This is a genomic window from Sporolactobacillus sp. BBK16-2 (genome assembly GCF_059878335.1).
Genome location: NZ_CM187611.1, coordinates 796,511 through 808,913, shown reverse-complemented (window position 1 = coordinate 808,913; position 12,403 = coordinate 796,511). Strand labels below are relative to the sequence as shown.

Annotated in this window: 16 protein-coding genes; 2 read left to right on the top strand and 14 right to left on the bottom strand. The window is 42.0% G+C overall.

The features are described 5' to 3' along the window. Positions 1-17: 17 nt before the first annotated feature. The 12 genes from murI to AC6F33_RS04040 all read right to left on the bottom strand — a co-directional run bounded on the left by murI (position 18) and on the right by AC6F33_RS04040 (position 8,723). Positions 18-797 (bottom strand): glutamate racemase, encoded by a 780-nt coding sequence (gene murI / locus AC6F33_RS04095; protein WP_480947738.1) that lies wholly within the window; start codon positions 795-797, stop codon positions 18-20. 163 nt (positions 798-960) lie between these two features. Further along, entirely contained in the window at positions 961-1,584 is a 624-nt protein-coding gene (locus AC6F33_RS04090) for a sugar O-acetyltransferase (protein WP_500777781.1), read from the bottom strand. A gap of 42 nt (positions 1,585-1,626) precedes the next feature. Next, positions 1,627-2,475, bottom strand: coding sequence for an alpha/beta fold hydrolase (locus AC6F33_RS04085; protein WP_500777780.1), 849 nt, complete (start codon positions 2,473-2,475; stop codon positions 1,627-1,629). A gap of 38 nt (positions 2,476-2,513) precedes the next feature. Continuing rightward, positions 2,514-2,966 carry a hypothetical protein gene (locus tag AC6F33_RS04080; RefSeq protein ID WP_500777779.1) on the bottom strand — a complete coding sequence of 151 codons (453 nt, stop codon included), beginning with the start codon at positions 2,964-2,966 and terminating at the stop codon, positions 2,514-2,516. Between the two features lie 558 nt (positions 2,967-3,524). After that, the gene (locus tag AC6F33_RS04075) at positions 3,525-3,857 is read right to left on the bottom strand and encodes an Imm59 family immunity protein (protein ID WP_500777778.1); all 333 of its coding nucleotides are present in this window, start codon (positions 3,855-3,857) and stop codon (positions 3,525-3,527) included. Then, positions 3,857-4,453 carry a TNT domain-containing protein gene (locus tag AC6F33_RS04070; protein WP_500777777.1) on the bottom strand — a complete coding sequence of 199 codons (597 nt, stop codon included), beginning with the start codon at positions 4,451-4,453 and terminating at the stop codon, positions 3,857-3,859. Before AC6F33_RS04070 ends, AC6F33_RS04075 begins: the two co-directional genes overlap by 1 nt. A gap of 148 nt (positions 4,454-4,601) precedes the next feature. Beyond that, on the bottom strand, positions 4,602-4,844 hold the full coding sequence (locus tag AC6F33_RS04065) for a T7SS effector LXG polymorphic toxin (RefSeq protein WP_480948264.1): 243 nt from the start codon (positions 4,842-4,844) through the stop codon (positions 4,602-4,604). A 334-nt stretch (positions 4,845-5,178) separates the two neighbouring features. Then, the gene (locus tag AC6F33_RS04060; protein WP_480947745.1) at positions 5,179-5,568 is read right to left on the bottom strand and encodes a barstar family protein; all 390 of its coding nucleotides are present in this window, start codon (positions 5,566-5,568) and stop codon (positions 5,179-5,181) included. Positions 5,569-5,588: 20 nt separating this feature from the next. Continuing rightward, positions 5,589-7,361 (bottom strand): T7SS effector LXG polymorphic toxin, encoded by a 1,773-nt coding sequence (locus AC6F33_RS04055; RefSeq protein ID WP_500777776.1) that lies wholly within the window; start codon positions 7,359-7,361, stop codon positions 5,589-5,591. After that, a complete protein-coding gene (locus AC6F33_RS04050) occupies positions 7,358-7,612 on the bottom strand; it encodes a DUF5344 family protein (protein WP_480947749.1) in 255 nt (84 codons plus the stop codon). Before AC6F33_RS04050 ends, AC6F33_RS04055 begins: the two co-directional genes overlap by 4 nt. Next, positions 7,612-8,040 (bottom strand): hypothetical protein, encoded by a 429-nt coding sequence (locus tag AC6F33_RS04045; RefSeq protein WP_480947750.1) that lies wholly within the window; start codon positions 8,038-8,040, stop codon positions 7,612-7,614. Before AC6F33_RS04045 ends, AC6F33_RS04050 begins: the two co-directional genes overlap by 1 nt. A gap of 389 nt (positions 8,041-8,429) precedes the next feature. Beyond that, positions 8,430-8,723 (bottom strand): WXG100 family type VII secretion target, encoded by a 294-nt coding sequence (locus AC6F33_RS04040; protein ID WP_480947751.1) that lies wholly within the window; start codon positions 8,721-8,723, stop codon positions 8,430-8,432. A 484-nt stretch (positions 8,724-9,207) separates the two neighbouring features. Here AC6F33_RS04040 and AC6F33_RS04035 point away from each other — a divergent pair, with 484 nt between their 5' ends. Together AC6F33_RS04035 and splB are read left to right on the top strand one after the other, a co-directional pair. After that, complete coding sequence (locus AC6F33_RS04035) at positions 9,208-9,441, top strand: transcriptional regulator SplA domain-containing protein (protein WP_500777775.1); 234 nt, start codon at positions 9,208-9,210, stop codon at positions 9,439-9,441. Between the two features lie 15 nt (positions 9,442-9,456). Then, entirely contained in the window at positions 9,457-10,485 is a 1,029-nt protein-coding gene (gene splB, locus AC6F33_RS04030; RefSeq protein ID WP_480947753.1) for a spore photoproduct lyase, read from the top strand. Positions 10,486-10,768: 283 nt separating this feature from the next. On the opposite strand, the gene AC6F33_RS04025 is transcribed toward splB, so the two are convergent. After that, positions 10,769-11,635 carry a metallophosphoesterase family protein gene (locus AC6F33_RS04025; protein ID WP_480947754.1) on the bottom strand — a complete coding sequence of 289 codons (867 nt, stop codon included), beginning with the start codon at positions 11,633-11,635 and terminating at the stop codon, positions 10,769-10,771. Between the two features lie 49 nt (positions 11,636-11,684). Further along, positions 11,685-12,134 carry a hypothetical protein gene (locus AC6F33_RS04020; RefSeq protein ID WP_500777774.1) on the bottom strand — a complete coding sequence of 150 codons (450 nt, stop codon included), beginning with the start codon at positions 12,132-12,134 and terminating at the stop codon, positions 11,685-11,687. Between the last annotated feature and the right edge of the window lie 269 nt (positions 12,135-12,403).

Here is a 12,403-nt window from a genome sequence, read left to right as displayed (position 1 = left end):
ATGTATTTATGTGCTTATTAAAGCATGCTGTCCAATTTATTCAGCAGCTCCTTATAATTCATGAGTGTTTCCTTATCTTTGACTTCCACACCGGACTTGTAGAAGGTGATTTTTCCGCTTCCTCCACCAATTTGATGCAGTCTATCCAGCGTACGTTTCAGATTCATTGCAGTACCCAGTCCACCGTCGATGACATGTGTGCCTTTTGGGAAAATCCGCTCAATAATGTCTTTAAAAATTGGGAAATGTGTACAGCCAAGTACAACCGTGCCATAATGAGACAGATCAAACGGCTTCAACTGCTCCATTAAATAAGGGATGATATGATCCGGATTAAAGTCAAACGCTTCGGCAAACTCAACCAATTTCGGCATGGGAAGCGGATCAACAATATCGTGCTTGTCGATCTGTTCAACAAGCCGATGATATTTTTCTTCCTTTAGCGTCGTCCGTGTCGCCATGACAAGCACTTTCTTTTTTTCCGGTTCGGTTTCGATCACTGCAGGTTTAACCGCAGGTTCAATGCCGATGATCGGAATCGGGTAATTCTTGCGTAAGTCCTCGATTGCCGCACTCGTGGCTGTATTACAAGCCACTACCAGTGCTTTGATGTCATGAGCAACAAGGAAGTCAACGGCTTCAAAAATGTATTTTTTTAATTCATCTTTCGGCTTTTCACCATACGGGATATGTGCGGTATCCGCGTAATAAAGAAAGTCCTCATTCGGCAATAATTTTATAATTTGATGGAGAACGGTCATGCCGCCAACGCCGGAATCAAATACTGCTATGTTCATGGATTATCACTTTTCTTTAAAAATTTTGTTCTTAACGTTGTTTTATTGTATCATCTTTGTCTGCTATTCTCCATGATGAACCCATGATCGATGATTAGAACGATGAAACGAGAAAATGGTTTGTATTTTTGACGGATTTCAATTTTCAAGATTAAATCGATCATTATTCATGATTTTCTAAAAATAATGTATCATCGATTTCCCTACTTTTATGATAGTATTTTTTATCGCGTTCTCCAATTTCACGGAGAACCTTGCACGGATGACCAACGGCTACCACATTATCGGGTATATCTTTTGTAACAACACTTCCCGCACCAATTACAGAATTTTCACCGATTGTGACTCCGGGCAGCACAACCGATTGTGCACCAATCCAAACATTGTTCTTAATTGTAACCGATAAATTGAATTGCATTTTCTTTCGTCTCAAATCAGGATTAATCGGATGACCCGCGGTAGCGATGGTTACATTAGGGCCAAACATGACGTCATTTCCAACATAAATGGGTGCATCATCCACAAGTGTCAAATTAAAATTGGCATAGACCGCATTTCCAAAATGTGTATTTGATCCCCAATTTGCTCGCAAAGGGGGCTCCACATAACAGTCTTCGCCACATTCAGCCAACAGCGATTTCAATAATTTTTCACGTTTAACTGTTTCAGACGGCCGTGTTTGATTAAAATCATAGAGCACTTCATTCCAGTTCTGCTGCTCTTTTAATAACTTTTCGTCGTTTGAATGATATAAGTCGCCACGAAACATCTTTTCTTTAGGATCCATCTTTAGCCCACCTTCGATCTATTCTCAATCCCTACAATGCAATCAATTCTTCATCATCTCTCGAATTTCCTTTGCCAATTCTTTAGGACGCTCGAGCATCACCATGTGTGAGGTGTCTTTCATCTTAATACAGTGACACTGCTTAGCGAGTGAACAAAAGTGTTCTACCGACTTCTTTTTATACCTTGCAATTTCTTCATTTGTTTGTGATTGAGGCTCTGCGACAATGAGGAAGACGGGCATTTTTAAGTGGGCTGCATGTTCATCTGGATCAAAGTTCCATAATGCGCGAGATCCGGCCAGTTCTGTTTCAGGCAAACATTTAAAGCGAAGCGATCCGTCTTCCATCTCGTTGACTTGATCCACAACAGCCCTTTGGACATCCCCATTCCAAAATGACGTATCTTGTTTTTGAAGATGAAGATAATGATCCATGCTGCTAAAAAAATCCTCAGGATACGAAAAGTCGGTGAACGCTTCCCAACTGATGCCTGGCCACTCTTGATAATTGAGGTAGCCGGCATCAACAAGCATCAGCCCTTTTACTCGTTCAGAATAATGAGAGGCAAAATGAAGAGCTAGAGAAGCGCCCCATGAGTGACCGACCAGCCAAAATTTTTGCACATGCATTTGATCAAGTACGTCCACGAGCTGCTTGGATAATGTAGTGAAATCATAGTCTGTACTTAACCCGCTGTCCCCGCACCCCGCCATATCCGGAGCAACAATATGCAGGTCTTGCAATCGCTTGGCAACCATTCGCCAAACCTCGCCGGTCCATGCCTGCCCATGAATAAGCACCACAGTCTCAGATGCAGATGGATCACCGGATTCCCTGATTTTATAGTTTACCTTTCCTCTTCCCGTTACGAAATGCCGTACCGTCCACATCAACCATCACTTCCGATTTTTTAAAACTGTTTCGTTAATTATAACAATTTTATGTTTCTATGGACTGAATTTCCATTGCCAGTACCTTTTCCTGTACTTACGTCACCAACGTTTCCTGTTCCCTCTGCTTTCACCATACTATGTGTCTTCGCTATATCCTTCGCATCATCGCTTATCTTTGCAAAGTCATTAGGCACTCCGGCCATTGCCGGTTTCCATTTGGTTGAACTGATCGATGCTTTTGTATCTCGGACAATTTTGGATACATGTTCTTTAAACGCTTGGCCTTGCTCATGCACAATCACTTTTTGCGCAGGTGAGATGGCAAGCTTCCGGGTGAATAGGTTCATCATGAACACGCCTTGGAGGAGGCTGTTCTTTTGCTCATCTTTTGTCAGCTGCTTGCCGAACAGATCTCTGCCGGTGGCGGCTTGGGTGATGCCGTTCGCGGCGAGCAGCGCGTTGATTCCTTTTTCGCTTTGACTGAGCACCTTGAGCGTTCGGCTTGCCTGATCGTAGGCGCTCAGGGCGTGGCCGTTTCTTTGCTCATCACCATCAGGTAAATAAACAGCACCCTCACGTTAGCGCTAAGGTGCTGTTCTTTGCCCTTTATTGATTTTTTGGTCCCATGAATTCAGTAGTCTCTTGCTTCTAATTGATTATTTGAAGGTGGTTACAGAGTAAAGAAAAGACTATTTGTTTGAGATGAGATCTAGATACTCCATACATTAGCCACCTTCACTAGCTTAGTTTATCTTGGGCTTTTTTTATATGGGAATTTGCTACTCTGCGTTTGACGATGAGTAAGTTCCTCTCTGAGAAAGTCGTCGAACAGATCATCGTATCGTTTCTTGAAAAGTTGCCAGCCAAACTGCCGGCAACAGCTGGTAAAAAAGGCATTTTGGCCTTTTTTATTCATTGAGAATGCAGAGCTGGCAAGAGGTTGGAATACTTTTTCAACTTCAAGTTTTAGTTTTAGTTTTAGTTAATTATTAATTGACTGTCAAAATTTTATTTTCTTGCTGTAAGAATAGAATTTCAATCATTTTTCATTCATCATCCCATAGTGGAGAAGAGTACTCTGGCTGTTCCCCTCTGCTAACCCTTAATTTATTATACTTAACCGTTAATTCTAATTTATTTAAAAAAACATTTTTTGCACTGTGGAAGCTTGTATAATTAGTGATTTTTCCAATCAAACTAGCTCTATCTCCCAAAGAGTAAATTTGATATACCCCTGTATCTAAATCGTATTCAATTCTTGTTTGCCACTCCATCCTATTCTCATCTTTTTGGTTAAAAATAGATACACGTAGACTATCATAACCTAATTTCTGAATTTCTTTATTCAGTAATTCTTTTTTATCACTGAGCATATCCATTATTTTATCTCCCTTATTAATCCTAATTTTTCATACCAATCAACTGATGACTCAAATTTAATTTGAAGTCCCCCACCAGAACCGAAGACTTCTGATATTGTCCCTTTTTGTACATTTGCCATATCAGCTAATGAAAAATTATATCTTTCCATCAAAATACTTAATTCAGTTTTATCCAATTGTGATAATTGTTCAAAACCTTCGGCCATATTTTCAAAATTTATGTCTTTAACAACTTCATATCTATGATAATCCATAGTACTTTCCAGATATGGAAGGCCTCTAGAATCATAGGAAATTTGTTCTCCGTTCATTAAAGGACTAGTAAACCTCCCTCTTGCATCACCATATCTATCAATAATTTGACCCGATTTTAGATTGGCGTCAAAGGTTATGGCTTTACCATTACTGTCAACAACGAAGCCATCTGCTTCTGGCCATTTAATGTTGCCTGCTTCATCCAAATAATTCGGCGAACGTACAAGTACACCTTCTTTAGAATTAAAAGCTATCTCTCCATTACTTAAAACTACTTTTTTAGGTGTAAAACTACTGTTAGCTCCGCTGGTTTTCTCAACCTCATCAACTTTCGCCATACGATGCGTCTTCGCTATATCTTCGGCATCGTTGTTCATGTTCGTGAAGTCATTAGGCACACCTGCCATGGCCCCGGCGGCTACGCATTCGCCGGTGCTCAGCTTTCGCCCGGTCTCCGGATCAACGCCTTCGACCGCTCTAAGATAATCATAATAGTGCGTTAAAGTTCATCGGCTGAACAACCGCACCTTGCCGCGTTGCGTTGATCAGCTCGCCATACAGCGACGCAATGTACGGCAGGTCTTCGTTCACCTGACGATATTCATTGGTCAGATTCTGATCAAGGTCTTGAACATCAAGCACCGTTTGTGCGCGCTTTTTATCGGCCGCATCCAGTGCCTGATCAACTTCATGGTTGGAGAAGACGTTGATCGGCACAAGATCGGAAATACTTTGAAGAAATTTCTTCTGCTATAAAAAAGCATTCAGTGATGACCTAAGTCGGTCACTGAATGCTTTTTAATATCCTACGCAAAACAAACTCAATTTGACAGAATAGCCAATAATCAATTGAGTTTGTTCATTTATTTCCTTCAACTCTTTTGTTAATACGCACTACTAGCACACTACATAAAAGATAACTTGTAGAAAAATACTACCTAACAATTGCCTAGACCCATACGGATCACTTCCCAACTTTCCCAGCCACTACTTGCTGAATTAAAACGATCGTAAAAAAATTTGCAAGCACTAGTGCCCATAAGATACTGTGTAAAACATAAAATTAGCCAATCAAATACACATTAAATGACCTAACTCTTCCATTAACCATTGTTTCCATAACATTCTTCTCCCAAAAAGGTAAAATATCTTCTTGCAATACCTCTAAAAATATATCTTTATCTCCCTCATCCTTCTTTAAAAACTCTGAGTAATTATATATTACTAAACAAAGTTTTTCCTTATCAATCCAACTCAAGTCAGTCATCCAATCAATAAAAGAATCCCAACCAGAACTATCAGGCAATTTGAATTTTATCATCATTTCTTGAAATAGTTCACTTTTGGATTGTACTTGTCTTCCATCCACTTTGACAATATAGCAATCACTTTGATTCATTTTTTCTAACAAATTGTTATCTTTTTCTCTTATTCTTAAAATATTATTTGCCATATTCAAGTCTAATCCTTTCCTTATTCAATTTTTACGAAACTTTCATAATGGTCATCTGTATAATACAAATTATCATCACTACCTTTAATAAATCGTTCAGAATCTCTTCTAGCATCAGGTAATTTACTATTAACATCAAATTCTTGATAAGTCACTGGCTTTCCATTTTTGTCTATAGTTGGTAATTTACCATCACGATTTTTAAAAACACTTCCGGCCTTTGTTCCAGAGGATTGACCTGCCGCATTACCATTCCACCCACTCTTGTCATACTTTTTATACGATTTTGTAACATTTTCTGGCAGACCATCTAACTTTTTAGTAGGAATAGAAATTCCTTTTCCAGCTCCGCTAGCTTTCTTATTAGCACTGCTCACTTCATGATTCGTGGACAAATCTGAATTATTGCCCACTTTATCCGACTTTATCGTATTTTTTTCTCTGAGCTCTCCAACTTTTTCTGTTTTCTTAGCTCCACCACTGGTCTTCTCAACCGACATGTTCTGCTTTAGATTTTTAATGTCGTTGATTGAGTTCTTAAATCCGTTCGCTGTGACGAACCCACCGTGTCCAACGGCAGCTGTTCCCACGGCAAGGGCACCGGGTTCTAGAGCCAGAGATGCTCCAAGTGTTTCTGGTGCGCCCGCAACTGAAAGTGTGGTTCCGCCTCCGATGAGCGTACCACCGCCAATCATTTCAGCAATCCCTTCAAAAGCGGAGAGTACATCGCCAGCTAGTTCTCCACTTTTATAGGCGTTGAACTGACCCCATTCCTCCTGATGACCTTTTTCCAATCCGGTGTTGTTCTCAATGACTTGATCGCCGGCACCAACGGCAAAATGAACGGCACCTTGCACAGGAGCAGAATTGACCAGGTTATCTGCATCATCTTTGATCTCATCAACGATCTTTCCGGCTTGATTTGTTGCCTGCTTAACGTTGTCGGCAACCTGATCTACAGAGTCAATGACCTTATTCTCGACTTCTTGAGCTAAGTTTTCGATTGGTTCTTTCTCTGAATTTTTTTCTAGTTCTCTCACTTTTTCCTGCTGCTGCTTGTAATGGAGATAGTTTTGCGTCTCTTTTTTCATCTCATCCTGAACTTGGTAGACTTTACTATTATGATAGGCTTGCGCATTGAAATTCATCGGCTGAACTTCTGCACCTTGCCGCGTTGCGTTGATCAGCTCGCCATACAGCGACGCGATGTACGGCAGGTCTTCGTTCACTTGTCGGTATTCATTGGTTAGATTCTGATCGAGATCTTGAACATCGAGCACTGTTTGCGCGCGTTTTTTATCCGCTGCATCCAGCGCTTGATCCACCTCGTGGTTGGAGAAGACGTTGATCGGCACAAGATCGGAAATACTGCTCAGTATTTTGGAAATGTCCATGCGCTGCTCACGTACCATTTCTTTGGAACGCGCATACCCCATGGATAAGTCTTCATTCAGAAAGGGCACTTGAATCTGCGTGTCACCATCCAAATTTTTCTCCTCAACCGTGCCGGCAACGCCTTGGTAATAAGCAACCTTTTTGTCAATCAGCCGTAACCAGGCATCGACCACATTCACTTGCGCGGCATAGAATTTTTTGATTGCCTCGGCGCCCTTCCCCTGAAAATCAGGGCCAAGCCCCTCGATTTGCTGGAACGCCTGGCGCAACGTGTGGAATTGGCCGCGCAGCGTTTGATAGTGTTTGGCATGTGCTTTAGCGGCTGCGATCAGCGATTCGGCCTCATACGTTTGCGTATCGGAGGCCGAACCGGAACCACCGCTCATCGTTGCTCTCATTTGATCGCCTCATCTTGTCGTTGCAGAAGTGCAACATTCGCCTGCGTATCCGCTATGTTTTTCTGCACACCGGAAAGGTAGGCGGACAAAAGCTGCGCCATCATCTGTTCGCCCTCCTGCCAAGCGGATGTCGCGGCAAGATGATTCCGTCCGCAGGAGACAGATTTGAGCGGCAACACACCTTGGCGTGCATGCTCTGCCGCGACAATACGCCCCTCTGTAACATGGGTATTGAGTTCAATTTGAACCATTAGAACAACCGCCCTTTAATTTTGGATAACTTATGTTCCAAAGCGTCTGCTGCCTTTTCACCTTGGTGAACCAGCGCACTCGCTTCATGCGCCATGCTACTCGTTCCGGCGAGAAAATCGCTTTTCAGCTGCAACTCATGGATTTTAGCCTCTATTCGCTGCTGATAACTGTCCACACTCGTTGTGAGTTTTACTCGCATTTTATCCTGCGCGGAATCGCGTTTCTTTTGGAACGTGCGTGCCCTGGCTCCGGTCCAATCTGCACCAAGTTCCGGCTTCGTTAAGGTGCGCAATGCATGCATACCTGCTGCCTGTTCCTGACCAAGCTTGCGATTCGCTCGTTTCAACCGTTCAATTTGATCGTCAACCGCCGCCGACTGAAGGGCCAGCGCGCGGAAAATCACATTTAATGTTGCGGATGCGCCCATGAGACGCGCCTCCTTTCTTGACCCTGAGCCCTGAATTCACAAGGTATTTAGAGCCTTCATTAAGTAACGAGTAAAATAAGTGGAGATTTTCCGGTTATCTGCATCATGGCGCTTGTTTCACAGGTAAATAAGGGTAATTTTTCCGCTTATGTACTGCAAAACCCGCCATTTTCACGTTTTTCAAATTAGATAAGCGGAGTTTCTCCGTCTATTTAGGTTATTTTTTCGTTCATTCTCTAATTAAGCGGAATTCTTCCGTTTATTTCTCAGGCTTGGCGCTTACCTAATTGCCCAATCGAATCTTATGACCTTATCGTCGTACTAGCAAAGCAAAACGCTGTAAAAAAACCGGACTCCACCTAGAGCCCGGTCCTTTCACTTGTCTTGCGTTATGAGTTAATTTGTCCGGCAATCTGGCGGTCAGTATCTTCGAGGATCGTTGCACTTTTGGCGAGTTGATGATTCACATCTTCCAGGAGCTGCTGCATCTGTTGGAACGAAGGACGGAGCCGTTCATATTGATCTTTGAACGCGCGACTGGACGCACCTTCCCAAACTTGAGCCAGTTGATTGATCATGCCATCGAGACGGCCGATCAGTTCTCCTGTGTTCGATGATTCCTGACCATATTTAGCCGCGTAACTGCGCAATTCTTCCGGAGTTAATCGAATTTGCCCTGCCATAAGTAAAAAACCTCTTTGTTTTGTCGCATGCAGATAGACATGCGTATTGAAGCTTCACAGAATGGAGCGACCCTTGCGTTGTGTAAAAAGCCTTCATGAATCAAACTCCCATGAATGTATATGGATCCGCCCTAGGACGGTTTTCCGCTTAGTAAGGTTCTGTTTGAAAGAAAAATGAAGAAAATCTTGAGGTCGTTCGTGTATTGGGTCTCACCGGAGATATTTTTCTTGCTTGTTCGTATTATACAAAATGTGACGGTTTCTTGAACACGGCCAAAGCTCCTGAATTAGTGGAGGATTTTCATCAAATAAAGTTTATTTGACACGTTTCGACAAGAATCACCGTGCCTTTTTTACTAGTCAAGAAATCAGCACATTTCAAGTCGTTAAAAAGTCTACAATCGCTGCCTTGCTTCCAAAACATAATCCGGTTTTTTCTGGACATAATTAGTAGGTAAACAATTTGATCGGAGGTATATATCTGATGAAAAAAGAAGAAACGCAGATCGGTGATCATGTCTATGTCATTTGCCGAAATCCACACACAGCAACTGCAACATTGATTCAGGAAGCTGAAGTGATCCAAAATCCAAATAAAAAAGAAGACAAGATCTTATCCCTAAATGATATGTATTATGAGTTCGCTGAGGATAACGCGATGTTCCCAACGATCGACGACGCGAAACGCGTGTACAAGCAAATCTATGATGAAGACTAAGGAGATGCGGTACTCATGGTTAAACCCTTTGTTCCCCAGCTTGTCTATATTGAGCCTCGCGCATTAGACTACCCTTTAGGTCAAACACTTAAAGACAAATTTGAAGGCATGGGAATTGAGATTCGCGAGACCACATCGCACAATCAGATCCGCAACTTTCCCGGTGACAATGATTTTCAAAAATACCGCAACGCCAAATCAACTTTGGTCGTTGGCGTAAGAAAAACCTTGGATTTTCAAAGCTCCAAACCGTCGGCTGAGTATGCCATTCCGCTTGCAACAGGATGTATGGGTCACTGTCACTATTGCTACCTGCAGACCACAATGGGATCGAAACCGTATATCAGAACTTATGTCAACGTTGATGAAATTCTCGAACGCGCCGATCAATACATGGCCGAACGTGCGCCTGAGATTACACGATTCGAAGCGGCCTGTACTTCTGACATCGTCGGCATTGATCATTTGACACACTCATTAAAAAAAGCAATTGAATTTTTTGGTGAGCGCGATCTTGGTGAGTTACGTTTTGTAACAAAGTTCGCTCATGTGGATCATCTACTGGACGCTAAGCATAATGGGCGTACCCGATTCCGTTTCAGCCTCAATGATGAGTACGTGATCAAATTTTTCGAAGCGGGCACATCCCGCCTTGTTGAGCGAATTGAAGCGGCGAAAAAAGTGTCCGATGCAGGTTATCCGCTTGGCTTTATTATCGCGCCGATTTATATTCATGACGGCTGGCAAGAAGGTTACCGCAAGCTTTTTGAAACACTGCATGACTATCTGCCGGGACCCATGGCGGTTCCGATCACGTTTGAATTAATCCAGCATCGCTTTACCGGTCCCGCAAAGCGCGTGATTGAAAAAAATTATCCGAATTCAAAACTGGTCATGGATAAAGAGGAGCGCCGCTATAAATGGGGCCGCTACGGGATCGGAAAATACATTTATAAAAAAGAAGATGAACATCTGCTTCAAGAGACAATTGAAGGCTACATCCATCGCTATTTTCCAGATGCTGAGGTGGCGTATTTTACATAAAGAAAAAAATTGGGCCAGCAATGTCCTAGATGTTGACAGAGCCTTAGCTTTTCTGCTATCTATAGTCTCGCCTGTTCAGGCTCTGCAATTTGGTTAAAATTCGCCTTGTCTGGTCGAATTTTCCAAGGATTGGGTTGAACTTTTCGTTCGTTAGGTAGAACTTTTTTTCTTCGGTTCAACTTTCGCTCTCTTAGGTGGAACTTTTCAAGGATTGGGTTGAACTTTTCGTTCGTTAGGTAGAACTTTAGTGGGATTTAAATCAGACCTTGTTTCGCAATAGGTGTCAACTGCGATGCGCAGTCGATTCTGCTCCGATATCTTTTAAAAACTCGACCACATCTTTCTCATAACCAAAGCGTTGATTGATTTCTTTTAAAAAGTCTTTATCGTGTGTATGCGTTTTACCGGTTTCTAGTTGTTCTTTGTACAATGTGATATAAGGAATACTCTCCCGTTTTGCTTCTTCTAGTTCTTTGTTTACGTCGTAGCTGACTTTTTTAAAATTGATTTGAACGAGACCTTTTTCATCAATTTCAAGAATGGCATACTGCGCGCGCCGATCAGCGCGATGCTTCGCCCACTTGAAATAGGGCTGTCCCACGGAACCTGGATTGATGATCAGCTGGTCCTCACTGCTGTAGCGCATCATTTGGTGATGCACGTGGGCATAAATAGCAACATCACAATTTTTTTGAGTAAAAAGGCGATCAAAATTTTGTTGCGTTTGATCCGGTACCAAGTCTCCACCATAATTTTTATCCGGTAGGTTATGTGCAATACTAATGTTCAATCCATTAATTGTCTTGGTCGTATGTATCGGCAACTGCTTCAGCAACTCGAGTTCAGCATTTTTTAGGCTTTGACATTGGTACTGAACGAGCCTTGCAATGTAAATATCTGAAGGATCATTGAGATCAACTTGCCCATCCAGCACTTCGAGCAGACAGTCTTCCCAGTTGCCTTTTACATAAACGGATGTGTTGATTCTTTTCAGCAGAGCCAATAAATTGGCAGATCCCGGTCCGGGCATGATTAGATCGCCCAAAAACCAGTAGTCAGTGACCTTTTCACGAATGGTGTCTTCGATGACCGCCTCTAATGCGGTCGTATTTCCATGTACATCAGCAAACAAAGCTATTTTATGATTCACGTTCTTCCCTCTCCTCTGTATTTCTTCGAACGCAATGTACTCGCTATTTTCAACCACCGGCACCGGGCATATCAAACGTCTTCTTGGAGGTTGAAACCTGTTCACCGTTTAGCGAGATTTCTTTCAGATCGGATCGGCTTCTCACATGCAATGTGATTTTTGTTGATTTACTTCCTGCATAGATGAGATTTTTTGAGGTGTATAAGTTTAAGGATACTGCGTTGGAAGCGATTTTCATTTGATCAAGTTTTGTCTTGATTGAAGAAGGAACAGAACCAGTGATCGAAATGTAGTCGTACGGTTTCGTGCTCTTTCGGACCACTACGTGATAATCAATTTTTGCCCCTGTTAGTTTAAATGATTGAAGATGATCCTTAACGCTGATTTGTTCATTCACTTTGGCTAATGTATCGATCGATGTGAAGACCTTAATCATAAGGATGGCTGCTAAAATGACTGCAAGGCCGACACTAATCAAACGTTTCTTTCCTTTTTTCATTGTTCAAAATCTCTTTCCTACCTAGAGTGTTTTTCTACCCACTTCTCTAACTCTGCTTTGAAAACCTCTTTTTGTTCATCATTTTGAAATACTTTTTTTAAATTGTATTTCTTGATAAACCTTCTAAACTTTGGATCACTTAGAATTTTCCTGTCGTATTGGCGTTTAAACCATTCCTCGCCCTCAAGATATTCAAGATTAGACTGAATCCGAACCTGAGGAGCGAATAAAAAATCGAACAAAATAGAAATGAGGTCGAACAGATTCAT

Coding starts and splice junctions, on each gene's coding strand:
- murI (WP_480947738.1), bottom strand. CDS start 797: ATGAACATAGCAGTATTTGATTCCGGCGTTGGCGGCATGACCGTTCTC.
- AC6F33_RS04090 (WP_500777781.1), bottom strand. CDS start 1,584: ATGGATCCTAAAGAAAAGATGTTTCGTGGCGACTTATATCATTCAAAC.
- AC6F33_RS04085 (WP_500777780.1), bottom strand. CDS start 2,475: ATGTGGACGGTACGGCATTTCGTAACGGGAAGAGGAAAGGTAAACTAT.
- AC6F33_RS04075 (WP_500777778.1), bottom strand. CDS start 3,857: ATGGATATGCTCAGTGATAAAAAAGAATTACTGAATAAAGAAATTCAG.
- AC6F33_RS04070 (WP_500777777.1), bottom strand. CDS start 4,453: ATGGCGAAAGTTGATGAGGTTGAGAAAACCAGCGGAGCTAACAGTAGT.
- AC6F33_RS04060 (WP_480947745.1), bottom strand. CDS start 5,568: ATGGCAAATAATATTTTAAGAATAAGAGAAAAAGATAACAATTTGTTA.
- AC6F33_RS04055 (WP_500777776.1), bottom strand. CDS start 7,361: ATGAGAGCAACGATGAGCGGTGGTTCCGGTTCGGCCTCCGATACGCAA.
- AC6F33_RS04050 (WP_480947749.1), bottom strand. CDS start 7,612: ATGGTTCAAATTGAACTCAATACCCATGTTACAGAGGGGCGTATTGTC.
- AC6F33_RS04045 (WP_480947750.1), bottom strand. CDS start 8,040: ATGGGCGCATCCGCAACATTAAATGTGATTTTCCGCGCGCTGGCCCTT.
- AC6F33_RS04040 (WP_480947751.1), bottom strand. CDS start 8,723: ATGGCAGGGCAAATTCGATTAACTCCGGAAGAATTGCGCAGTTACGCG.
- AC6F33_RS04035 (WP_500777775.1), top strand. CDS start 9,208: ATGAAAAAAGAAGAAACGCAGATCGGTGATCATGTCTATGTCATTTGC.
- splB (WP_480947753.1), top strand. CDS start 9,457: ATGGTTAAACCCTTTGTTCCCCAGCTTGTCTATATTGAGCCTCGCGCA.
- AC6F33_RS04020 (WP_500777774.1), bottom strand. CDS start 12,134: ATGAAAAAAGGAAAGAAACGTTTGATTAGTGTCGGCCTTGCAGTCATT.